The sequence below is a fragment of the Mesorhizobium sp. M0601 genome, from assembly GCF_040320845.1.
Lineage (GTDB): Bacteria > Pseudomonadota > Alphaproteobacteria > Rhizobiales > Rhizobiaceae > Mesorhizobium.
The window spans coordinates 1-20,338 of record NZ_JAMYQK010000040.1; the positions used below are offsets into that span (position 1 = coordinate 1).

Consider the following 20,338-nt stretch of genomic DNA (forward strand, 5'->3'; position numbering starts at 1 on the left):
GATAGCACCAGCGATGGCAGCTCGACCGCGACGGCGCCTTCGCACCTCATCGCAAGCGATGGCAGTTCGACTGCGACCGCCGCCGGCGCCACCACGAGCGATGGCAGCTCGACTGCCGTCCCTTCCCATGCCGCCACCGGCGATAGCACCAGCGATGGCAGCTCGACCGCGACGGCGCCTTCGCACCTCATCGCAAGCGATGGCAGTTCGACTGCGACCGCCGCCGCCAGCGCCACCACGAGCGATGGCAGCTCGACTGCGACCGCCCCTTCCCATGCCGCCACCGGCGATAGCACCAGCGATGGCAGTTCGACTGCGACCGCCGCCGGCGCCACCACGAGCGATGGCAGCTCGACTGCGACCGCCCCTTCCACCGGCGATAGCACCAGCGATGGCAGCTCGACCGCGACGGCGCCTTCGCACCCCATCGCAAGCGATGGCAGTTCGACTGTGACCGCCGCTTCCCCCTCCGACCGCGGCGGTTTTCACGCTCTGACCGATCTGTTCGGCAGCAACGACACCAGCCATGATACTGCCGGCGACAAGGGAGGCAGCAGCGTTGACCGGGTGCTGGCCGCGTTGAGCCCCGCGCTTTCGTCCGGCTCGGAGCTTGCCGCGACCAGCAGCCCATCCGAGAAAACGGCAACCAGCCTGACCGGCCACGGGTTCGCCCAACTGCTCCAGGGCAACGAAAATGCCGGCGCCGGTGTCCACAAGAGCGCCGTCGCCGACCTGACATCCGGTCACGGCAACGATGCCTTCGACTTCAGCAAGCTTCAGGACAAAGTCCAGCTCGACCACTCCGCGCTTGCCGACCTCAAGTCGGGAGGGCTTTCATTGCATACGTCCCCTGCTGTTACGGCCACAGATGACGGTTCCCACCACATCATCTTTGACAGCTCAACCGGGTCGCTCTCTCTCGACAGCGACGCGGTCGGCGGCGCAGCTCAAGCGCAGCTCGCTACCCATCTCCCGTTGCAGCATCACTCCTTGATCTGAAACCGGAGCGGCGGACCTTCAACTCGAGCGTGTCCGCCGCTCCGTCCGTGTTCAATTGCGCCACGGAAGCTTGACTGAGAAAAATGCGATATCGGCAGACAGCAGAGGGATCGAAGTTGGTCGTATTATCGCCAATGCGAATTCCGGATTCACCACACCCTACGAAGTCTCGGCAATTTTCAGCACTGTGTCGATCTCGGCCATCACCGTTGCCGGCAGCGGCCCTTTCTCCAGCGCACCGAGATTGTCCTCGACCTGCTCGGGCCGCGTGAAGCCGGGAACCGGCAGGGCGATTGCCGACTTGGCGAGTATCCAGCCGAGCGCGCCTTGCGCAAGCGTGCGTCCGCCCGAGGTGAGCAGGTCGCGGATTGCCGAGAGCCTTGACAGATAGTCCGGGTTGGCGGCTCCATCCCTGAAAAACACCATCCATTCGGCATTCCCGCCGCGCACATCGTTGGTGGGCAGCCGCATGGCCGGCGTGTATTTGCCGGTGAGCAGCCCCATTGCCAGCGGCAGCCGGCTGAACGAGACGAGGTTCTCGCGCGCCGCAACGGCCATCAGCTCGTTCGCCGGGGTAAACACATTGAAGTCGTTCTCTACGGCGACGAACCCCTCGCGCGTCGCGTAGGCGGCAAGCCGTTCGCGGTGATCGGTGCTCCAGCCGAAGCCGCCGATCTTGCCCTCCTGGCGCAACAGGCCGAGCGTATCGAACACCTCGCCGGCGCGCTCGATCGGATACTCGTTGATATGTAGCAGCACGACGTCGATACAATCCCGCTGCAGGCGCTGCCGCGAATTGTCGATCGATGTCCGGATTGCCGCGGCAGAGGCATCCCCGGGTGCGATCTTACGCGTTTCGGGATCGCCGAAATAGCCGACCTTGGTGACGATGACGGCTTCGTCCTTACCCCTCAACGCCCGCCCGAGGATCAGTTCGGCATTGCCGGCGCCGTAGGCGGCAGCCGTGTCGAACACCCGCGCGCCGATCTCATAAGCCATCGCCAGCGCGGCTTGCGACCTGATATCGTCGACCTCGCCATAGATTGTCGCCGTGTCACGCCAACGCGCGGGGCCACCCGCCGCCCAGGTGCCGATGCCGAGGCGCGGTACCGAGCGGCCATCCCAAAGCATCATCATCTGCATGCCCGGCTCCTCAACGGCGCAAGCTGGCGTGGCGGGCACGCTCGCGGATCTCTTCGCGAGAAATGCCGGCATCCGCCAGTGTGCTGTCCCGGGCCTGCCTCAAGCTCGCAAGCGTCTGGCGATAGGCAATCCAGCGGGCGAAACGGTATCGAAGTTCATCCAACATGATCGTCTCCTTTGGTACGCAGAATGCCTGCGCGCCTGGGTTGGTCGGAAGCGCAAAACCTCTGCGCCAATCGCATGCGCGATCGAAAGGGTTCAGTTCGCTTCTTGGCCAGCCGAGGCGCTTGTCCCTGTCCGGCCAGGCAGGATTGTCCAACGCCTCCAATGCCTGCATACTTGCGCACGATGCCCGCTTTGCGCTACAGCCACGGTCGCAAGGAGTTTTTCATTTCTGCAAAATGGATATCGGCTGGGACGATCTGAGGTTGTTTCTCGACGTTGCGCGGCTGGGTGGCTTGAGCGCAGCGACGGGAACCACGCGCCTCAGCGCAGCCACCCTTGGACGACGCGTCACCGCGCTCGAAAAGCAGATCGGCGAACCTCTATTCGTGCGCCAGCAGACCGGCTACCGGCTGACCCCGGTCGGCGAGGAACTGCTGCGGCGCGCCGAAGACGTCGAGGCGGCAATGCAGTCGCTGACCCGCTGGCGCGAGGGAAACCTGCCCGACCGCATTGTCCGCGTCTCGGCCGGGCCATGGACCTCGGCCTTCGTTTCCGCCCATATCGGCGAGATCTGGACGGTCGATGACGGCATAAGGGTAGAGCTTGTCACCACTACCGACCGGGTCGACATCGGCCGCCGTGCCGCCGACATCGGCATCCGCAGCGAGCGCCCGACCGAGCAGTGGCTGGCCGGCCGTCAGAGCGGCAAGGTCGCCCACGCCATTTATTCCGGACGTCACCTGATCAATGGCATCGCCGCCGGATTGTTCGTCGGCGTCACCGGCGAAGGCGCAAACATTGCCTCGGCGCGCTGGCTGCAAGCCCATCACGGCGACCGCATCGCCGTACGCGGCAACAACACCCATTCGGTGCGCGAACTGGTGGCCGCCGGCGCCGGCCTTTCGGTCTTTCCGTGCTTCGTCGGTGACGGCGATCCGCGGCTGGTTCGCGTTGCTCAGCCTATCCCCGAACTTGAAACCGACCAATGGATCGTCACCCATCACGAGGAACGTCACTCCCCGCCGGTACGGAAAGTCGCCGACCGGATTGCCGCCTTGATGCGGGCGCACCAGCCGCTGTTTCGCGGCGAGACGCCGATCCGGTAAGCCTCAGGCAGATCGGCCGCCAGTGGATCAAGAATCAGATATTTTGGTGGGCCGGACGATGGTACCGCCGCCGTTGAGGACGCCGGAGTGCGGCGCGCTGCTCGTCGAGATCCTTGCCTTGGGCGAAGAGAGCGGTATAAACCGACCAGCACGGGGCCGCCTATCCGGTCACTCGTCCTCCTGCCGGCTCATAGCCGTATGCTTCGCCCTTACGCACCACGCGACCGATGCCCGGCCAGCCAAGGTGCCCGCCGGCGATCCACGTCCCCCCTCGGCCGCGTCACTGAAAACCTTTAGGCGGGTTGCGCGCGCGGTCAGCTGATCGTCGTCATAGCCCCAACTGAACGCGGGAGTGCCGAACTGCAAGGCCGGCACATGAACGATGTCCCCGAAGAATAGGAAACGGTCCTCGTCCGTGTCGAACGTGTAGCCGGTATGACCGGCAGCATGACCGGGCAAGGCGACCGCCCTCAATCGCTCACCCACGTGGTCGCCATTCTGGACAGCCTTCAGCAGGGGCCGGAACTGCGCAAGGTGCGCGTAAGCGAAAAAGCTCTGCACAGCCGCTTCGGGAATTACGATCGCCTTCAAGTTTGGAAAGAGCACTCGGCCGTCGGGGGTCAAAAGTCCGTGCACATGATCCTGATGGGCGTGGGTGAGCGCCAAGACCGTGATCGAAGCCGGGTCGATCTTGGCTTCCGCCATGGCCTGCTCAAGACGCCCCACTGTCGGGGCCCAGCCCCCTCCTCCGCTGTCGATCAGAACGCCGTCAACGCCTGGACCTGCGAGGGCGAAGCAATTGACAGACAGGCGAAGCGCCCCTGCCAACGCAGCTTGCGGCACCGGATTATCCTGCGGGTCCCGCAGAAGGTCCGCCGGCATCTCGATGTAACCGTCCGAGAGCGACCAGACGCGCCACCTTCCCGACGTGCTGCCGAGCACGTTATTAGTTTGCGATGTCACGATCATATGGCCACCTGCCGCAAACGAAAATGGAGGATAGGTTCGATTGTCACTATTTGGCTCTCTGCATCCTCTGCGCAAAAACGTGGGGAAATCGATGAAGATCAATGCGGAAAGCACCCGATCTCGATAGGCCACGGATCGGAAGATGATCGTTGACGGATCTGGTAGCTTCGCGGCGATGCCAACTCTTATTGCATTCCCATGTAGATTCCTCCCTTCGTAAGCTCGTCAATCATCTGATTTATGCGCTTTCGGCGTGTTTCCGGGTGACGGGCGCGCTCGATCCAATGCAAGTAATCATTGCGCTGATAGGGAGGCCGTTGCTCGAAAGCAGTTATCAGATTTGCGGCCTCGAGCTCTGCACGCAAACTGTCGGGCATCTTAGCCAACGGACGTTTCAGCAACTCACATCTCCGCCATTCGATGCTGGAATAGATCACAAGTCAGCCGTCGCGCCTGCGAGACCGCAGCCGGCCTGGCGACAGCCCTTTCAATCGGGTCACGACGCGATTCATATGGGCCTGGTGAGTGAAACCCGCGTGCTGAGCAATCTCGGCCAGCGGCAGATTGCTATTTTCCAAAAGCTCGACCGCGCGATCAACGCGGCGGCGTAAAATGAATTGATGTACCGGCAATTGCGTCGCCTCGCGAAAGGCGGCGGTGAAGGCGCGTCGTGGTATTCCCGCGATTCCGGCAAGATGGTCGATCGACACCCCCTTTTCCAGATCGCCGTCAATCGCAGCGAGGACCCGGTCGAACCGCTGCGAGGTTAGGACCGGAGACTTCTGCTGCCGCTGGCGTGCATGCCCGAGACGGAGCAGGTTCGCGAAAACCAGGCCCAGCGTCCATTCGCGGACGATCGGGTTGACTGGCGGGTCGCCTTCGAGGCGTCGGCACAACTCGGCCACCAGCGAATCGCGTATCGGTCGATCGGTCAGGATTACCAGGTCCTCGGGGGTCCCGCCTGCGGATACCAGGAGCCTTGACGCCAGCGCGGAGTCAACGGTGATCATCGTCAGCTCTCGCGGCTCCTCGATCTTGAACCGCGTGGCACGCTCGGGAAGACTGAGCAGCAGGTCGCCGGGGCGGGTGAAGACGCGCCGCAGCCCGCGGCCAAGATCGATCTCTGCATAGGATGAACCGCTGCGAATCACACGCAGCTGAACGACTCCGGCCGGCGCATGGCGATAGTCGCCGGCAGGAAAGAACAACCTCTTTGCACTTGCCGCGGTCACCATCGTTGTACCGGGCGTCCGGACGCAAGTTCCTCCAGGACTTCGATGATCGATCGCCGCATCCTCGATCCTTGATGCCTACACTTTTGCCCGTTTGACTGGTCCACCAGGCGCATCATTTGCCAGGGCAGTCAGTTCACCAATCCGGGGCACAAAGATGTTGTGCAGTGTCTGGGTCATAATGGTCATTTCACGCTGAACTTGCAGTTCCTGTGCGGCGGGAAACAATGTGTCCTGCAAGAAGAGCTCCAGGCCTGCCTTGTCGTCCCATATCTCGATGATGCGATAACCATCGTCTGTGGCATGCGCGATGTGCTGGTAGATGCCGCCAGCGGGCCGTTTCTCCACGCCGATCCGATCGAGGATGCGGCTATAATCTTCGGCCGTCAGGCCGGCAATATCAAGTGTCGTCACTACGGCCATGGTTCATCCTCGCTGCTGATAGTGGTTGTTTGAGGTGGAGTTCTTGGACGGACCCCGGATCCTATTGGGCCGATGTCGTTTGGCATCGCCCGCCCTGACGGCGAGTTTGTCTCCCGAACTTCACCGACAGGAGCGGTCTTTGGTCCTCAGCCACCGAGCGCCTCGATGACAAGACGGGCGGTCGCCGCTCCGGAGAAGTTCTGCTGGCCGGTGATCAAATTGCCATCGCGCACCGCAAAATCGCGCCACAGCCCGGCCTGAATATAGTTCGCGCCGAGCGCACGCATCTCATCCTCGATCCGCCATGGCATCAGATGCGTACCGTGCGGCAGCGCGCCCATCTCCCAGACGGCATTGTCGGCGAAGTCCTCCTCGACATTGGCGAACCCCGTAACAGTGCGCCCTTTGGCCAGCAGCTCGCCGGTTAAGAGGCGCGCGTAGCGCAGCAGCGCGACGCCATGACACAAGGCGGCCGCGACCTTGCCGGCCGCGAAAAAGTTGACGAACAGCCGCTGCAGCTCAGTTGCGCCTTCGAAGGTGAACATCGGCGCCTGGCCGCCAGCGACGACGATCGCGTCGAACGCGTCGACCGACAGCTCTGCGATGGGCCGGGTCGTCTCCACCAGCGCCGCCAGTTTCGGCGTCGACAGGAAACCGAGCGAGATCAGATCCGTATCCGAATAGCCGGACGGATCGCGCGGGTCGCTCAATGCATCCGCCTCGCATTTGCCGCCCTCAGGCGAGAAGATCGCGACTTCGTATCCGCGGTCGGTGAAGGCGAGCCAGGGATGGGTCAACTCGCTCCACCAAAACCCGACAGGCCAGCCGGTGGTGATCGATACAGCCGGGTTTGAAAGGACCATCGCGACGCGTTTAGGATGCCGCGGGTCGAGTGGGTTGGAATCGCGCACGCTCATCGCGCCATCTCGACTGGTTCGCCAAGATTCGCCCAAATCGTCTTGTATTGGGTGTAGCTTTCCCATGCCTCGCGGCCCTGCTCGCGGCCATAGCCGCTCATCTTGAAACCTCCGAACGGCGCATTAGGATGGTACTTGTGCCAGCAGTTCAGCCAGATCGTGCCTGCCTTGATCCGGTCGGCGAGCCGCAAGGCGCGGCCGAGATCGCTGGTCTGGATGCCCGAGGCGAGCCCGTAGCTCGTATCGTTGGCGATCCGGATCGCGTCCTCCTCGCTGTCGAATGGAATCACCGGCAGGACAGGACCGAAAATCTCTTCGCGCGATATCCTTAGGTCGTTGGTCGCATCGGCGAAGATGGTCGGCTCGATGAAGAGGCCCTTGCCGTTGACCTGGCGGGTGCCGCCGCCCGCGGCCAGTCGCGCGGTGCGCTTGCCCTCTTCGACATAGCTCAAGACCTTGTCATACTCGCCCCGCGATGCGATCGGCCCGATCATCGTCGCAGGGTCCAGCGGATCGCCGAGTGTCGCCGACTTCGCCATGGCGCTCAGCTTCTCGACGGCCTCGTCATAGCAGGCGCGTTCAACCAGCAGGCGCGATCCGGCGACGCAGACTTCGCCCTTGTTCCAGAAGATGCCCCAGAAGGCTGCCTGTATCGCGACATCGATATCAGCATCGGCGAAAACGATATTGGGACTCTTGCCGCCGAGCTCCATGGTCAGGTGTTTCATCGTCCCGGCACCGTTGCGCATGATGCCCTGGCCGACGGTGGTCGACCCGGTAAAGGCGATCTTGTCGACGCGGGCATCGTTGACCAGCGCGTCGCCGATGGTGGCGCCCGGGCCGGTGACGAGATTGTAGACGCCTGGCGGCACGCCCGCGTCGAGGATCACTTGCGCCAAGGCGAGGGCCGTCAGGGGCGTGTCGGTCGCAGGCTTGTGAACGACCGTGTTACCCGCCGCGAGTGCCGGCGCGATTTTCGAACAGGACAGCGCGAGGGGAAAATTGAACGGGGTGATCGCAGCGACCACGCCGAGCGGCTCGCGCCGCGTCAGGATCCTGATATTTGGTTCGTAGCTGGTACGATAGGCGCCGTCCATCGCGCTCATGGCGAGCCCGCCATGAAAGCGGAACAGTCCTGAGCAGTGCGGCATGATGATATCGCGGAAATCGCGATAGGGCATACCCATATCCATCGCCTCGCGCACCGCGAAATCCTCGGCCCGCTCGTCCATTAGATCGGCGATGCGAAACAGGATCTTGGTGCGCTCCTCATGATGCATCCGCGCCCAGGGTCCTTGCTCGAAAGCCCGCTGCGCGGCCGCGACGGCATCGCTCGTGTCGGTGACGTCCGCCTTCGCAATATCGGTGATCGCCGCCTCCGTGGTCGGATCAAAAGTCGTCGAAGTCTCGCCGCTGACGGCATCGCGCCATTGGCCATCGATCAGCAGACGTCCTACTGGAATCGCCTTGCGCCGCGCGGGTAGATAATCAGTCATGAACCGGTTCCGTCCTGTCGAATGAGATTGAAGGAAATTGTCGGCCCCATCCCGCGCCGATAGGCGAGCTGGACCAATAGCAGCATCATCGGCTCGATCAGGCGCGAGGCCGTGAGATCGCCGACATCGACCGGCATTGTCGGCAGATCGGCGAGAAGCCGGCAAACCGCCGCCTTGGCATCTGCGTCATTGCCGGCGACATAGCTCGTCACCGGATCGCCGTTGAGACGCGGATCATCCCTGTCAAGCAATTCGGCAAAGGTCGGAATGCACTTGACGACAAGGGCGCCCCGCGCGCCTCTGAACCTCCTCGCCTACAGACGTAGTAGTGCCTAGCAGCATCGTGGAAAGGTCAGGCGCGATTGCATTGGTATTGTCCCAGACGATCTTGCCCGACAAATCGCCAAGCGCGTCCATCGCCAGCTCGAGAGCCGGCCATGGCGTCGCCAGGGCAATTACGTCGGCCCATCTCGCTACTTCGTCAGGGGCACCGAAGCCAACACGGAGGGTTGCCGCGATTGCGCGCAACTTGCCTTCGTCACGACTGAAGCTGAGGCGAATTTCGTACCCGGCGAGGCCAAGACATTTCGCCAAGGCCTTCCCGAGCGAGCCTGGTCCGATGATCGCAACTTTCACAACTGCCTCCCGACACGCGATCGGGCTTGCCTAGCATCATTGCAGTCGCGCTTATTTCACGAATTGCCCTTGCACGATCGGGCGCACTCGTCACATGGGTCGGCGCCAATTGGCATCCGGATCCGCCGCGCGCTCACGCCCTTCCCGAACGTGTCCCTATTGGGCATGTATGTGTCGGCGACCATAGAGCAGGGTGCGATCAGCGGAGGTCCCCAGGGCACAAGCCTGCTCATATTGGTTGACGCTAGATTTTCCTTGCCTAATCCGTCGGCGTTGCGATGACTTTTGTGGCATCAGCATAACGCGATTGCCTGCAAATCCGGGGAAAGGCCGCCTCAGGACGGCTTTCCGGACTGGCACGCCCCTTGCTTCGTTATTCACGTGCAGAGCGTCTAGGGTTCCGGCCGTGTCGATCACGGTGCTGGTCCAAGAGACGCGACCGCTTGAGATGCATTGAGGCATCTGGCGGAACACGGCGGGCCAAAATCCCGGGAGAACCCTGCACGGGTTTGCTGGCGCGAACCTCTCCCGGATGCGCGCTCCGTGAACCCCCCAACAGACGTTCGGACGCAATCCGGATCGCAAACAGGGGTATGTAATGCTTCGCAAACTGGCCACAATCATCCTAGCCGCATCACTCAGCCTCCCCTTCATCTCAGCCGCGCAAGCGGCGCCCAAGAAAGACTTCAAGATTTGCTGGTCGATCTACGTCAGCTGGATGCCGTGGGGCTATCTTTCCGATAGCGGCATCATGAAGAAGTGGGCCGATAAATACGGCATCAATGTCGAGATCACCCGCATCAATGACTATGTCGAAAGCATCAATCAGTACACGGCCGGCGGCTTTGACGGCTGTTCGATGACCAACATGGATGCGCTTTCGATCCCGGCCGGCGGCGGTGTCGACACGACGGCCTTGATCGTCGGCGATTTCTCCAACGGCAACGACGCGGTCATCCTCAAGAACAAGACCACGCTCAAGGATATTGCCGGCCAGAAGGTCAATCTCGTCGAGCTTTCCGTCTCACATTACCTACTTGCGCGCGCACTGGAGACGGTGGGGTTGGCCGAAAAGGACATTACGGTGGTGAACACCTCCGATGCCGACATGGTCGCTGCCTACGGCACCAGCGACGTCACCTCCGTCGTCACCTGGAATCCGCTAGTCTCGGAAATCGCTGCCATGCCGGGCGCCCACAAGGTATTCGATTCGACTGAGATCCCCGGCGAGATCATCGACATGATGGTCGTCAACACCGCGACGCTGAAGGACAATCCGGCCTTGGGCAAGGCGCTTGTCGGTGCATGGTATGAAGCCATGGCGCTGATGACGTCGGGCACGCCCGAAGGCAAGGCGGCCAAGGAAGAGATGGCCAAGGCGTCGGGGACGGATCTTGCCGGTTTCGACGCTCAGCTTGCATCAACGGCGATGTTCTTCGAGCCGGCCAAGGCGGTCGCATTCACCAACGGCGCCGAACTGCCGAAGACCATGGATCTGGTGCGCAACTTCCTGTTCAGCCACGGCATTCTTGGTACCAACGCGCCGAGCGTCGACGTGATCGGCATGAGCTTTCCCGATGGCTCGACGCTGGGCGATGTCAACAACGTCAAGCTGCGCTTCGATCCGGCCTTTATGGCAGAGGCGGCGGGCGGAACGCTCTGACGCGGGAGCGCGACATGCTAGCCAGAGGAACCGGCATCATGCAGGCCGCGGCAGGCCCCGAAGTCGCGCGCCTGCAACGTAGCAGGCCGAAAGCGCGGCTTCGCCTCATCAACGTGACGGTCTCGCGCGGCGGAGCGTTGCTGCTTGGGACGCTGCCGTTTGCCGCCGTGGCAATCGCCTATCTCTTCGCTTCGTCGCAAAGGCTGGCGGTCAATCCCAGCGACAAGCTGCTGCCCTCCCCTGCACAGATGTGGTCGGCATTTTCAGACCTAGCGACAGTGCCGGACAAGCGCTCCGGCGACCTGATCCTGTGGGCCGACACCTATGCCAGCCTGATCAGGCTGTTCGCCGGAGTCGGCATGGCCACGCTGGTGGCGCTCAGCCTCGGCGTCGCCATAGGTATCATCCCGCGCGTCAGGGCCTTTCTGCTGCCCTTGGTCACAGTTGTCTGCGTCATCCCGCCACTGGCGCTGCTGCCGATCCTGTTCATTGCGCTCGGCCTCGGCGAAACGGCCAAGATCACCTTGATCGCTCTCGGCGTCGCACCGGTCATGGTGCGCGACATCGCCAACCGGGTGATGGAATTGCCGCCGGAGCTCGTCGCCAAGGCACAGACGCTCGGCGGCAACAGCTGGACCATGGTGCTCAGGCTGGTGCTGCCACAGGTCATGCCGCGCCTCATCACTTGCGTACGGCTGGCGCTTGGGCCGGCCTGGCTGTTCCTGATCGCGGCAGAAGCCATCGCCTCCACCGAGGGGCTCGGCTACCGCATCTTCCTCGTTCGTCGCTACCTGTCGATGGACGTCATCCTGCCTTACGTCGCCTGGATCACGCTGCTTGCGGTGATGACCGACTGGCTACTCGTGCGGCTCTCTCACATCATCTCGCCCTGGGCGCATCCGGTGCGGACCAGATGAGCCGGATCCTCGTCCATGGGCTGGAGAAGAGCTACGGCGACGCCCGCGTACTGGAACGGGTCAATGTCTTCGCCGAAGCGGGTGAATTCCTGTCGCTGGTTGGCGCCAGCGGTTGTGGAAAATCGACGTTCCTGCGCATCCTGCTTGGCCAGGAACAGCAAAGTGGCGGCCTGGTCGTCGTCGGCGACCAGCCGATCGTGCCGGAGCCGACGCCGCAGCGCGGCATCGTCTTCCAGCGCTATTCCGTGTTTCCGCATCTCACCGCGCTGCAGAACTTGCTGCTGGTCGAGGACTTCCGTTCGGGCGGACCGTTCGGCCGCGTCTTCGGCGCCAGGCGCAAAAGCGCCAGGCAAGAAGCCGAAACCATGCTGGAACGGGTCGGGCTTGGCCATGCGCGCGACCTCTATCCGGCCATGCTTTCTGGCGGCATGCAGCAGCGGCTGGCGATCGCGCAGACCTTGCTCGGCCGGCCGCAGATCCTGCTTCTCGACGAGCCCTTCGGCGCACTCGATCCCGGTATTCGCATCGAGATGCATGAGCTGCTCACCGAGCTCTGGACCGAGCACGGCATGACCGTGGTCATGGTCACCCACGATATCGGCGAGGCATTCAAGCTCGGCACCCGCGTGCTGGTCTTCGACAAGGTGCGCCATGACCCCCAGTTCCCGTCCGCCTATGGCGCGACGATCACCTACGATCTGAAGCTCGACCGCAAGCACCGGGCTTCCGCACGAGACGTGGCCGAAGTGGCCGCGATGGTCGGGACGACCCGACTGGATAGCGCAATCGCGACGACGGCGTCGTGAAGGAGGTTTCATGCACAGAGATAGTCCAGAACGCCGGCATCGTCGCGCCGGGCTCACCGACCACCAGCCACGCCAACGCTTCCACCATCCGAACTTCGAGATCCGCGACATGCAGGGCTGGAAGTCTATCGAGGCGGAAGGAAAGCTGCCCGAGGACGGCTGGCGCAAGGAACAGAAATGGGCACTCGACATGGGCCTGCCCGGATCGGATTCGATCATCGACAAGTCGATCCCGACATTCGCGCGAGGCGAGTTGCCGCACTTCGCCGGCATCAACACCTTCCTCAAGGCGCCCTATGTCGAGAACGTCCGCGATGTCGGCAGATATGACGCTGCCGTCATGGGCATTCCTTTCGACAGCGGCACCACTTACCGGCCCGGAACCCGCTTCGGGCCGCAAGGCATGCGCCGCATCTCGGCGCTCTACACGCCTTACAATTACGAGCTCGGTGTCGACCTGCGCGAGCAGATGACGCTTTGCGACGCCGGCGACGTCTTCACCATCCCCGCCAATCTCGAAAAGAGCTTCGACCAGATCACCAAGGGCGTCAGCCATGTCGCCTCGTCCGGCGCGCTGCCGATCATGCTCGGCGGCGACCATTCGATCGGGTTTCCGTGCGTGCGCGGCATCGCCGACGTGACCTCCAAGCGAATCGGCATCATCCATTTCGACCGCCACATCGACATCCAGGAAAAGGATCTCGACGAACGTATGCACACGACGCCCTGGTATTGGGCGACCAACCTGCCGAACGTCTCGGCCACCAATCTGGTGCAGCTCGGTATCGGCGGCTGGCAGGTGCCCCGCTACGGCGTGGCCGAGGCGAGAAAGCGCGGAACCAACGTGCTGACGATCTCCGATATCGAACAGATGGGGCTGGAGAAGGCGGCCGAGATCGCGCTCGAGATCGCATGGAAGGACACCGACGCCGTATACATCTCCTTCGATGTCGACAGCATCGATTGCGGTTTCGTGCCGGGTACGGGCTGGCCGGAGCCCGGTGGCTTCCTGCCGCGCGAGGCACTGAAGCTGCTCGGGCTAGTGTCGGCGCCCGGCATCTGCGGACTGGAAGTGGTCGAGGTGTCGCCGCCCTACGACACGTCAGACATCACGGCGCTGTTTGGCGTGCGGGTTGTCGTCGAGGCGCTCGGCTCGATGGTCGCGCACGGCAATCTCGGCAAACACAAATCCATCATCGACAAGCCGACGAGCTTTTGACCATGCACGATGATCATCACCACCACAGCCATGATCATGGCGACGGTCACCATCACGGGCCGAACGGTCATCATCACCATCCCCACCCCGTCGGCCACAACGGGCCGGCCGGCAAGCCGTTGCAATGGCAGACACCGCATCTACCGCACGACCATGCGCCCGAACCCGCCGACGCGCGGGCGACCGATCTCGATCTCGTCGAGATCGCGTTTCTCGAAGGGTTTTCGCGGGCGCCCGACCCGTCCAGTTTCCTGCGCCTCGCCGGGATTCCGTTCGTCGGCGAGACCGCCGACGGCGTGCGGCTGCATCTTCTGCGCGTCGAGACGCAGGACATGGTCGATGTCGGCGCCGTCATGCCGCTGATTGGCGGCGCCGGCGTCACCTATCACCCGCTGCCCGCGAAACTGACGTCGCGCCGGCGCCGCCTGGCCTTCGTCTACCATAACGGCAAGGCACAAACGCCCCTTGACTTCGGCGAGGCCCGACTTCTGGCCGACAGGTCCGGCGCCGCACAATTCACCATGCCAGGGGCCGGACAATGAGCACCGGCCTTGAACCGATCGCACCCCTATCAAACAGGTCCAGAACCATGAACAGAACGCTTTCATTCTTCGGTAGACTCGCCCTGGCAGCCGCCACAACCCTCATCCCCTCATTGGCCTTCGCCCATAGCGGCGGTTTTCATGCCCACGGGTTTGTAGACGGCATTCAGCACCCGCTGACCGGTATGGACCACCTGCTTGCCATGATGGCTGTAGGCATCATTGCCGCTCGCGCCGGCGGCAAGGGGATCATCATCGTGCCGTCGTGCTTTGTCTCGGCGATGCTCGCTGGCGCCCTGCTCGGTATCGCCGGCATCGGCCTGCCCTCACTGGAAACCGGCATAACGCTATCGCTGGTGGTCTTCGGCGCCATGATGGCGCTTGCCAAGCCGCTTCCGCTCGCTGTGGCCGCCTCGCTGACTGCTCTCTTCGCCCTCTTCCACGGCAATGCCCATGGCCTCGAAATTCCCGAGACGGCCAGCGGCATCGCTTATGCGGTCGGCTTCGTGGTCGCTACTTCGGCTCTTCACGCGACCGGCGCGTTAGCCGCCCTAACACTTCGGCGCTGGCCGCGAGCCATCCGCACGGCAGGGGTCGGCACGTCGTTGGTCGGCGTGGCGCTGGCGGCACAGATCATCTGAACCGCAGCCCATTCATCTGCGATGAACAGGAGGCGAAGGCGTGATCAACCGGCTAACCGTTGGGCAGCGCATCCGAAACGTGCTGTACCAGATCCTGAAGACCCGGTCTGAGCGACTCTGATCTCATCCGGAGATTGAGGCTAGCAGCTTGCCGTACGCCGCGCGCGCGTACGGAGCCGTCCGCCGTGGGTTGCGATTAACTTCCTAGCTGCAGCCGGACGGTCTTGCCTGACGTAGCCGGCCTGTTCCCAGCTACGCCAAATGATCGCCGTCGTGAACTCCGCGCCGGCGAGCGTGACTTGGTCGTCACCGCTGCTGGCGGCCTCCCGGGCGAGGTCATGAAGAACTGGCGTGTCAAAGCGCCGAACACATTCGATCGCGAATTCGGCTTCTCACGCATGGGCTACGAGATCGCCTGGGGTGCGGCGATGGCCGATGTAGCATCCAGACAGTAATTCGAGGTCGATTGCGTAGGGGACTATGCGCGGCTTTCTATTCCGAACACCGTGCCGGCGTCGTTCAAGCACTTGATAAACGATCCTGACACTCCACCGGCGGTTGGCAACACATCTGCGGCCTCCAGAGGCCCACCATAAGTCAATAAAATCAAACGCTATGGACGGCGGTTCGCCTGCCTTGACTTGGCTAGCCAAGTGCAACAATGCCTCTAAATCATTGAAAGATAACGATAATGGTGGGCCCGGAGGATGTGCTAGAAACGTCAATTTGATTGGGTTTTTCGTGGGCCAAAATCAGAAGTATTCCCGTATCGTTCCGTATGGTTCCGCGATGCTCTCACCATCGAATTGGCCGTGCCCTGCTTATATTAGTCCAACAGCAGCCCAACTTCGAAGGTCCGGCATAGCCTCCGCGTGTGTCGGCTGAGCGCACATCTTAGATCACGCGCGTCCTCCGGCGCGGCTCGGCCCTGCAACGGCGAATCTAGGACGATCCGCGCTGCTGTAACGTCGCACGCCCATAGGAATCGAGGACACGGGTGATGCTGCCAATCAGCAGGTCATACGCGACGGGCTCGATCCGACCTGCCGCAACCTCGGCATCGAGTTGCCCCAGATACTGGCTGATCAAAGGGCGGGGAATGTCCCTGTCGCCCAGAAAATCCAGCAGCGTCTGTGCCGCGTGCTGTGCGTCGGGCGTCGGCCAGTAGTAACGGATGCGGTCGCTGAAGGAGAAGTGCCGCTGCACGCGCTGCTCGTCCGGCGTACCCGGATAGTATTTCTGCCAATTGTCCGGCGAGGCAAGCATGACGCGCTCCATCGCCGCCGGTAGGCTTTCACGAGACGGGTCTGGCGCAAGCACGTCGGCGATGTGGCTCAGCCCGTACAACGCCTCGCGCAGCGCGAAGGTGAGCCAGGGTCCAACCTTGAGGATGGCGAAGCCGTCGCGCACCAGAGCCCCAAGGGCCTCGTTTGGCTGGTAGTCGGTCGAATGCGCCTCGAAGACGAATTGCGGCATGCGCCCGAGCACGGCGACCAGCTGCGTCGCCTTCCGCGGCGCGTAGGCGATGATCTCGGCATTACCGAATTCGACGCCCGGCTGGACGACGACGCCGACCGCACGCGCAAAGGCAGCATCGAGGCCGGCGCGCGAAAATGCCTGTCGGTGGATCTCGACGGTGCGCAGGGCGTCATCGGGTTCGGTGACATGCATATGATCGAGCGCTTCGAGCGCGCCGCCCGGCACCGGAACTTCGGTGCCGATGATGTAGACCGGTTTCTCGCCGCCAATGCGTTCGACCGCCGCCTCGGCGACGGCCGCAAGCGCGGCGGCGCGTGCCGCGATGGTCTCGTCGGCAAGCGCGGCTGGATCGTCGGCGCAAGCCATGCTGGTGTCGAGATGCAGCTTGGTGAAGCCGGCGCCGGCGTAGGCGTCGATCATCGCCTTCGCCTTCGTCATCGCCTCGGCGGAAGGAAGATGCTTCCACGGATTGGGACCGAGATGGTCGCCGCCGAGGATCAGGCGATCGAGCGGAAAGCCGGCCCTTTGCGCATGGCCCTCGACGAAGCTGCGGAAGCCGGCGGGCGTCATGCCGGTGTAGCCGCCCTCGTGATTGACCTGGTTGCAGGTCGCCTCGATCAGCACATCGGAACCGCGCGACGCGCCGTGGCGGAGCGCGGCCTCGATCACCAGCGGATGCGCCGAACAGATCGAGGCGATGCCGCCTTTCTCACCCGCGGCGCGCTTCACCGCGATGCTGGCAAATCTCTGCATCGCGGCCCTCACGGCTGGCCCTTCCCGGCGGTGGTTGCGAAAGCCTCAACCTCGGCCAGCGGAAAGATACCTTCCATCGGCCCCTTGCGAGTAACGGCTAGCGCGCCACACGCATTGGCGATCCTGAGCGCCTGGGCGGGTGCCGCACCACGAAGCCAGAATGAGACGAAGGCAGCGCCGAAACAGTCACCGGCGCCGGTCGGATCGACCTCGTTGATGGCAAAGCCCGGCAAGGCCACCGTGCCGTGACGGTCGTGGAAGGCGGCGCCGTCGGCGCCCTTCTTGAGGACGACGCAGGAAACGCCGCGCTGCAGGAGGTCGTCGACCGCGCCCTTTTCGTCGCCGGCCGACGAAAACAGGAACAGTTCGTTGCCGCTCGGCAGGAAGACATCGGTTTGCTTGAGCACTTGGTCGAGCGCTTCGCGCATGCCGGAGGCCTGCATGATCTCGCGGCGAATGTTGGGGTCGAAGGACACCGTCCCGCCCTTGGCCTTCACCGTTTGGATCGCCGACAACGCGACATCGGTGGCGCGGTCGGAGAACAGTGACGAGCCCATGATATGGACATGGTCGGCGCCGGCCAGCATGCTTGTCGCAGCGGCATCGATCCCGACCAGGCCGGCGGCGCTGTTGCGGATGTTGAAGACAAAGTGCCGGCTGCCATCCGCCCGGTAGGTGACGAAGGCGGTGCCCGTCGCGTGGCCCTTGTGAACCGCGATCGCCGACACGTCAGCTCCCAGGGTCCGCAGCCGCTCGATGTTCAACTGGCCGAAATCGTCCTCGCCGACCGCGCCGATCAGGCCGGCGGGTTGGCCGAGCGCTGCGGCCTGGCCGATGAAGATGGCGGGCGCGCCGGACGGATAAGGCCCCAGCAGCGGGCCCGGTTCGAGAAAGCTCTGGCCGATACGCTCGGCCATGATCTCGACGAGGATCTCGCCGGCTGAGACCAGCTTCTTCATCGCGGAATTCCTCCCGGCGTTTCGCTCCAGTCCGACTGCGGACTTCAGTCGCGCACAATTGTGCCTGGCGGCAACCGACATCCAGAGTCAATACGGCTTGCACTTTTTGCGCCAATTAATAAATTTACGCGTGGAATAATTTTATTATACGCGTTAAAACAGCTACGGTTTTCTGTAAAATTTTGCCTTGCGGTTGCACGCCGGCGCACCGTAAGTAGGTGCCGGACAGCACAAGGAACGAGGTTTCCGGAAGGCGGGGAATCGCTGGCGATGAAGCACAAGACGATGGAGGATTTCGCCCGCTCCTGTGGCGTCTCCAGGCCGACCTTGTCGAAATATTTCGACGATCCGACCAGCGTCAAGCCGGCGACGCGAAAGCGCATCGAGGAAGCGCTGCGCTCGTCCGACTACCAGCCCAATTTGTTCGCGCGCAACCTCAACCGCAAGCGTACCCGCAGCATCGGCATCATGGTGCCGACGGTAGCCGATCCCTTCTATTCGGAGATGGTCAGCCGCATAGAACTCAGGCTGCGCGACGAGGGCTACTGGCCGATCGTGATCTCCTCGCACGGCTCGCGCGAACTCGAAGTGGAGGCAACGCGAACGATCCTGTCGCTGAAAGTCTCCGGCGCGCTGATCGCACCGCTCGGCGTGCGCTCGGACCACCGCACGCTGGAAAAGCTGACGCAGGCGATCCCGGTCGTCTATTTCGACACCTATCTCGAAGGCCGGACGCCGTTCGTCGGCAACAACAACGCACAGAGCGTCTCGACGATCGTCGATTATCTTTGCCGGTCCGGCGGCGCCCCGGTCTATTTCGACATCCCGCATGTCAACCACAACTCGCCGGAACGGCTGGAGAGCTATGTCGCCTCGATGAAGCGGCTCGGGCATGAGCCGGTCGTCATCGGCAACACCGAGGACTACACTTGGGATTTCGAACGGATCGGCTACGAGCAGACGGAAACGATGCTCGACAATGGCGGCCTGGCGGGAAAGACCATCCTGTGCAACAACGACCGCTTGGCCTTTGGCGTGATGGCCGCCGCCTATGCGCGCGGACTCAAGATCGGCCGCAAGGGCGATTGCGACCTGCGGGTAGCCGCCCATGACGATCATCCACTCAGCCGCTACACCTGCCCCGGTCTCACCACCATGGCGCAGGACTTCGCCTCGATGGCCGGGCGCAGCGTCGAGATGCTGCTGGCGGTGCTTGAGGAGGACGATACGGCGGTCGCACCCAAAGTCAGTCTCGATGCGACGCTGGTGATGCGTCAGTCGGCCTGATCTTTCCCAAAAGCCGAATCGAAGCCGCGCCATGCGGCGACCGCAGCGCCAACGGCCTGTCGCGCTGCCGTGCCATGGCGGCCCATGGAAACAAAACCATGGATCTGGCCTGGCCAACGCCGCAGCACGACCGGCACACCGTCATCTTGCAGACGCCCGGCGTAGGCCTCGCCTTCATCAGCGAGGATGTCGTGACCGGCGATGGCGACGAAGGCTGGCGCCGCGCCGGCGAGGCTCTCCGCCCTGAGTGGCGAGGCGCGCCAGTCGTCGATGTCGGCGGCATAGCGGACATAGTGATCGCGAAACCAGGCCATGGTCGAGGCGGTCAGGCCAAAACCTTCGGCGAAGCGGCGATAGCTGTCCGCCGTCTGCGCGGCATCAGTGTTGGGATAGAACAGCAGCTGCGCGGTCAACGGAATAGGATCGCCCCGCGCGAGAAGACTAAGCACCGTGGCGAGATTGCCGCCGGCGCTGTCACCGGCAACGGCAATGCGCCGAGCGTCGATGCCGAGATCGCCAAGTGCCTCTTGCATGAAGGAGAGCACGGCGCGGCAATCCTCGACCGCGGCTGGGAATTTGTGCTCCGGCGCCAGCCGGTAGGCGGGCGAAACGACGACGCAAGCCGCCATATTGGCGAACCAGCGGCAGATCTCGTCATGGGAATCGAGATTGCCGATCACCCAGCCGCCGCCATGCAGGTAAAGCAGCGCCGGGGCGGTTGCATCAGGCGCGTCCTGCCCGCGATAGATCCTGAGCGTCAGCGAACCGCCGGGTCCAAGGATGGCGCGCTCAGTGACCGAAGCCACCGGCTCGCGCTCACCCTGCTGGTCCGGAAGGCCTTCTTCGTAGGCACGGCGTGCCTGTTGCGGTGTACCGGTCTCGAATGGCAAGGCGTCGGCCTGCCGGCCGAGCTCGAGCACATGCCGGGCTTCCGGGTCGAGTGGGGACAGGGACGGCGCTGAAGGCGATGTCATCATGGATCTCCC

At 63.1% G+C, this 20,338-nt stretch carries 23 protein-coding genes and 1 riboswitch; of the genes, 9 read left to right on the forward strand and 14 right to left on the reverse strand.

The annotated features are described in order from the left end of the window. Positions 1-428 (reverse strand): hypothetical protein (locus tag NKI41_RS26590; protein WP_352685778.1); only part of this gene is annotated, 428 nt, incomplete at its 3' end. A gap of 22 nt (positions 429-450) precedes the next feature. On the opposite strand from NKI41_RS26590, the gene NKI41_RS26595 reads away from it, so the two are divergent. Then, positions 451-999 carry a hypothetical protein gene (locus NKI41_RS26595; protein WP_352685780.1) on the forward strand — a complete coding sequence of 183 codons (549 nt, stop codon included), beginning with the start codon at positions 451-453 and terminating at the stop codon, positions 997-999. Positions 1,000-1,158: 159 nt separating this feature from the next. Here the strand turns inward: NKI41_RS26595 and NKI41_RS26600 are convergent, their stop codons facing one another. Together NKI41_RS26600 and NKI41_RS26605 are read right to left on the reverse strand one after the other, a co-directional pair. After that, positions 1,159-2,142, reverse strand: coding sequence for an aldo/keto reductase (locus tag NKI41_RS26600; RefSeq protein WP_352685782.1), 984 nt, complete (start codon positions 2,140-2,142; stop codon positions 1,159-1,161). A 10-nt stretch (positions 2,143-2,152) separates the two neighbouring features. After that, positions 2,153-2,308: a YjiS-like domain-containing protein gene (locus NKI41_RS26605; protein WP_156937304.1), complete on the reverse strand. Its 156-nt coding sequence runs from the start codon at positions 2,306-2,308 to the stop codon at positions 2,153-2,155. Between the two features lie 235 nt (positions 2,309-2,543). Between NKI41_RS26605 and NKI41_RS26610 the strand changes: the two genes are divergently transcribed. After that, complete coding sequence (locus NKI41_RS26610) at positions 2,544-3,413, forward strand: LysR family transcriptional regulator (RefSeq protein WP_352501394.1); 870 nt, start codon at positions 2,544-2,546, stop codon at positions 3,411-3,413. Positions 3,414-3,581: 168 nt separating this feature from the next. Here the strand turns inward: NKI41_RS26610 and NKI41_RS26615 are convergent, their stop codons facing one another. From NKI41_RS26615 to NKI41_RS26650, 8 genes are all read right to left on the reverse strand, one after another. Further along, a complete protein-coding gene (locus NKI41_RS26615; protein WP_352685783.1) occupies positions 3,582-4,382 on the reverse strand; it encodes an MBL fold metallo-hydrolase in 801 nt (266 codons plus the stop codon). A gap of 185 nt (positions 4,383-4,567) precedes the next feature. Beyond that, positions 4,568-4,759 carry a YdeI/OmpD-associated family protein gene (locus NKI41_RS26620; RefSeq protein ID WP_352587523.1) on the reverse strand — a complete coding sequence of 64 codons (192 nt, stop codon included), beginning with the start codon at positions 4,757-4,759 and terminating at the stop codon, positions 4,568-4,570. A gap of 63 nt (positions 4,760-4,822) precedes the next feature. Further along, positions 4,823-5,617, reverse strand: a complete 795-nt coding sequence (locus NKI41_RS26625) for a helix-turn-helix domain-containing protein (protein ID WP_352685785.1) — start codon at positions 5,615-5,617, stop codon at positions 4,823-4,825. A gap of 75 nt (positions 5,618-5,692) precedes the next feature. Beyond that, positions 5,693-6,037: a hypothetical protein gene (locus tag NKI41_RS26630; RefSeq protein WP_023679472.1), complete on the reverse strand. Its 345-nt coding sequence runs from the start codon at positions 6,035-6,037 to the stop codon at positions 5,693-5,695. A 146-nt stretch (positions 6,038-6,183) separates the two neighbouring features. After that, positions 6,184-7,020, reverse strand: coding sequence for a type 1 glutamine amidotransferase domain-containing protein (locus NKI41_RS26635; protein WP_352685786.1), 837 nt, complete (start codon positions 7,018-7,020; stop codon positions 6,184-6,186). Beyond that, complete coding sequence (locus NKI41_RS26640; protein ID WP_352685788.1) at positions 6,951-8,450, reverse strand: aldehyde dehydrogenase family protein; 1,500 nt, start codon at positions 8,448-8,450, stop codon at positions 6,951-6,953. The genes NKI41_RS26635 and NKI41_RS26640 overlap by 70 nt, the downstream gene beginning before the upstream one ends. Beyond that, positions 8,447-8,701, reverse strand: coding sequence for an NAD(P)-binding domain-containing protein (locus tag NKI41_RS26645; RefSeq protein WP_352685789.1), 255 nt, complete (start codon positions 8,699-8,701; stop codon positions 8,447-8,449). The genes NKI41_RS26640 and NKI41_RS26645 overlap by 4 nt, the downstream gene beginning before the upstream one ends. Further along, positions 8,694-9,086: an NAD(P)-binding domain-containing protein gene (locus NKI41_RS26650; RefSeq protein ID WP_352685791.1), complete on the reverse strand. Its 393-nt coding sequence runs from the start codon at positions 9,084-9,086 to the stop codon at positions 8,694-8,696. The genes NKI41_RS26645 and NKI41_RS26650 overlap by 8 nt, the downstream gene beginning before the upstream one ends. Before the next feature lie 381 nt (positions 9,087-9,467). Further along, positions 9,468-9,583: riboswitch (guanidine-I (ykkC/yxkD leader) on the forward strand. A gap of 101 nt (positions 9,584-9,684) precedes the next feature. Here NKI41_RS26650 and NKI41_RS26655 point away from each other — a divergent pair. From NKI41_RS26655 to NKI41_RS26680, 6 genes are read left to right on the forward strand one after another with little or no spacing between them, the layout of a single operon-like run. Continuing rightward, positions 9,685-10,749 (forward strand): putative urea ABC transporter substrate-binding protein, encoded by a 1,065-nt coding sequence (locus tag NKI41_RS26655; RefSeq protein WP_352685792.1) that lies wholly within the window; start codon positions 9,685-9,687, stop codon positions 10,747-10,749. 38 nt (positions 10,750-10,787) lie between these two features. Beyond that, positions 10,788-11,666, forward strand: a complete 879-nt coding sequence (locus NKI41_RS26660; RefSeq protein WP_352685830.1) for an ABC transporter permease — start codon at positions 10,788-10,790, stop codon at positions 11,664-11,666. Then, a complete protein-coding gene (locus NKI41_RS26665; protein ID WP_352685794.1) occupies positions 11,663-12,472 on the forward strand; it encodes an ATP-binding cassette domain-containing protein in 810 nt (269 codons plus the stop codon). The genes NKI41_RS26660 and NKI41_RS26665 overlap by 4 nt, the downstream gene beginning before the upstream one ends. A gap of 10 nt (positions 12,473-12,482) precedes the next feature. After that, a complete protein-coding gene (locus NKI41_RS26670; RefSeq protein ID WP_352542649.1) occupies positions 12,483-13,691 on the forward strand; it encodes an agmatinase family protein in 1,209 nt (402 codons plus the stop codon). 2 nt (positions 13,692-13,693) lie between these two features. Beyond that, a complete protein-coding gene (locus tag NKI41_RS26675; RefSeq protein ID WP_352474461.1) occupies positions 13,694-14,233 on the forward strand; it encodes a hypothetical protein in 540 nt (179 codons plus the stop codon). Between the two features lie 47 nt (positions 14,234-14,280). Further along, on the forward strand, positions 14,281-14,874 hold the full coding sequence (locus NKI41_RS26680; protein ID WP_352685796.1) for a HupE/UreJ family protein: 594 nt from the start codon (positions 14,281-14,283) through the stop codon (positions 14,872-14,874). Positions 14,875-15,816: 942 nt separating this feature from the next. Here the strand turns inward: NKI41_RS26680 and NKI41_RS26685 are convergent. Together NKI41_RS26685 and NKI41_RS26690 are read right to left on the reverse strand one after the other, a co-directional pair. Continuing rightward, complete coding sequence (locus NKI41_RS26685; RefSeq protein ID WP_352616385.1) at positions 15,817-17,106, reverse strand: D-tagatose-bisphosphate aldolase, class II, non-catalytic subunit; 1,290 nt, start codon at positions 17,104-17,106, stop codon at positions 15,817-15,819. 8 nt (positions 17,107-17,114) lie between these two features. Then, positions 17,115-18,065 carry a sugar kinase gene (locus NKI41_RS26690; protein WP_352501405.1) on the reverse strand — a complete coding sequence of 317 codons (951 nt, stop codon included), beginning with the start codon at positions 18,063-18,065 and terminating at the stop codon, positions 17,115-17,117. Positions 18,066-18,329: 264 nt separating this feature from the next. Here NKI41_RS26690 and NKI41_RS26695 point away from each other — a divergent pair, with 264 nt between their 5' ends. After that, on the forward strand, positions 18,330-19,352 hold the full coding sequence (locus tag NKI41_RS26695; protein ID WP_352685832.1) for a LacI family DNA-binding transcriptional regulator: 1,023 nt from the start codon (positions 18,330-18,332) through the stop codon (positions 19,350-19,352). On the opposite strand, the gene NKI41_RS26700 is transcribed toward NKI41_RS26695, so the two are convergent. After that, positions 19,340-20,326: an alpha/beta hydrolase gene (locus NKI41_RS26700; protein WP_352685798.1), complete on the reverse strand. Its 987-nt coding sequence runs from the start codon at positions 20,324-20,326 to the stop codon at positions 19,340-19,342. The two genes, NKI41_RS26695 and NKI41_RS26700, sit on opposite strands and share 13 nt — an antisense overlap. Between the last annotated feature and the right edge of the window lie 12 nt (positions 20,327-20,338).

Bases quoted from the DNA above. Each gene is read 5' to 3' on its own strand.
- NKI41_RS26660 (WP_352685830.1), top strand. From the start codon at position 10,788: ATGCAGGCCGCGGCAGGCCCCGAAGTCGCGCGCCTGCAACGTAGCAGG.
- NKI41_RS26690 (WP_352501405.1), bottom strand. From the start codon at position 18,065: ATGAAGAAGCTGGTCTCAGCCGGCGAGATCCTCGTCGAGATCATGGCC.
- NKI41_RS26625 (WP_352685785.1), bottom strand. From the start codon at position 5,617: ATGGTGACCGCGGCAAGTGCAAAGAGGTTGTTCTTTCCTGCCGGCGAC.
- NKI41_RS26670 (WP_352542649.1), top strand. From the start codon at position 12,483: ATGCACAGAGATAGTCCAGAACGCCGGCATCGTCGCGCCGGGCTCACC.
- NKI41_RS26630 (WP_023679472.1), bottom strand. From the start codon at position 6,037: ATGGCCGTAGTGACGACACTTGATATTGCCGGCCTGACGGCCGAAGAT.
- NKI41_RS26655 (WP_352685792.1), top strand. From the start codon at position 9,685: ATGCTTCGCAAACTGGCCACAATCATCCTAGCCGCATCACTCAGCCTC.
- NKI41_RS26685 (WP_352616385.1), bottom strand. From the start codon at position 17,106: ATGCAGAGATTTGCCAGCATCGCGGTGAAGCGCGCCGCGGGTGAGAAA.
- NKI41_RS26620 (WP_352587523.1), bottom strand. From the start codon at position 4,759: ATGCCCGACAGTTTGCGTGCAGAGCTCGAGGCCGCAAATCTGATAACT.
- NKI41_RS26605 (WP_156937304.1), bottom strand. From the start codon at position 2,308: ATGTTGGATGAACTTCGATACCGTTTCGCCCGCTGGATTGCCTATCGC.
- NKI41_RS26665 (WP_352685794.1), top strand. From the start codon at position 11,663: ATGAGCCGGATCCTCGTCCATGGGCTGGAGAAGAGCTACGGCGACGCC.
- NKI41_RS26680 (WP_352685796.1), top strand. From the start codon at position 14,281: ATGAACAGAACGCTTTCATTCTTCGGTAGACTCGCCCTGGCAGCCGCC.
- NKI41_RS26700 (WP_352685798.1), bottom strand. From the start codon at position 20,326: ATGACATCGCCTTCAGCGCCGTCCCTGTCCCCACTCGACCCGGAAGCC.
- NKI41_RS26635 (WP_352685786.1), bottom strand. From the start codon at position 7,020: ATGGGAAAGCTACACCCAATACAAGACGATTTGGGCGAATCTTGGCGA.
- NKI41_RS26615 (WP_352685783.1), bottom strand. From the start codon at position 4,382: ATGATCGTGACATCGCAAACTAATAACGTGCTCGGCAGCACGTCGGGA.
- NKI41_RS26675 (WP_352474461.1), top strand. From the start codon at position 13,694: ATGCACGATGATCATCACCACCACAGCCATGATCATGGCGACGGTCAC.
- NKI41_RS26610 (WP_352501394.1), top strand. From the start codon at position 2,544: ATGGATATCGGCTGGGACGATCTGAGGTTGTTTCTCGACGTTGCGCGG.
- NKI41_RS26640 (WP_352685788.1), bottom strand. From the start codon at position 8,450: ATGACTGATTATCTACCCGCGCGGCGCAAGGCGATTCCAGTAGGACGT.
- NKI41_RS26600 (WP_352685782.1), bottom strand. From the start codon at position 2,142: ATGCAGATGATGATGCTTTGGGATGGCCGCTCGGTACCGCGCCTCGGC.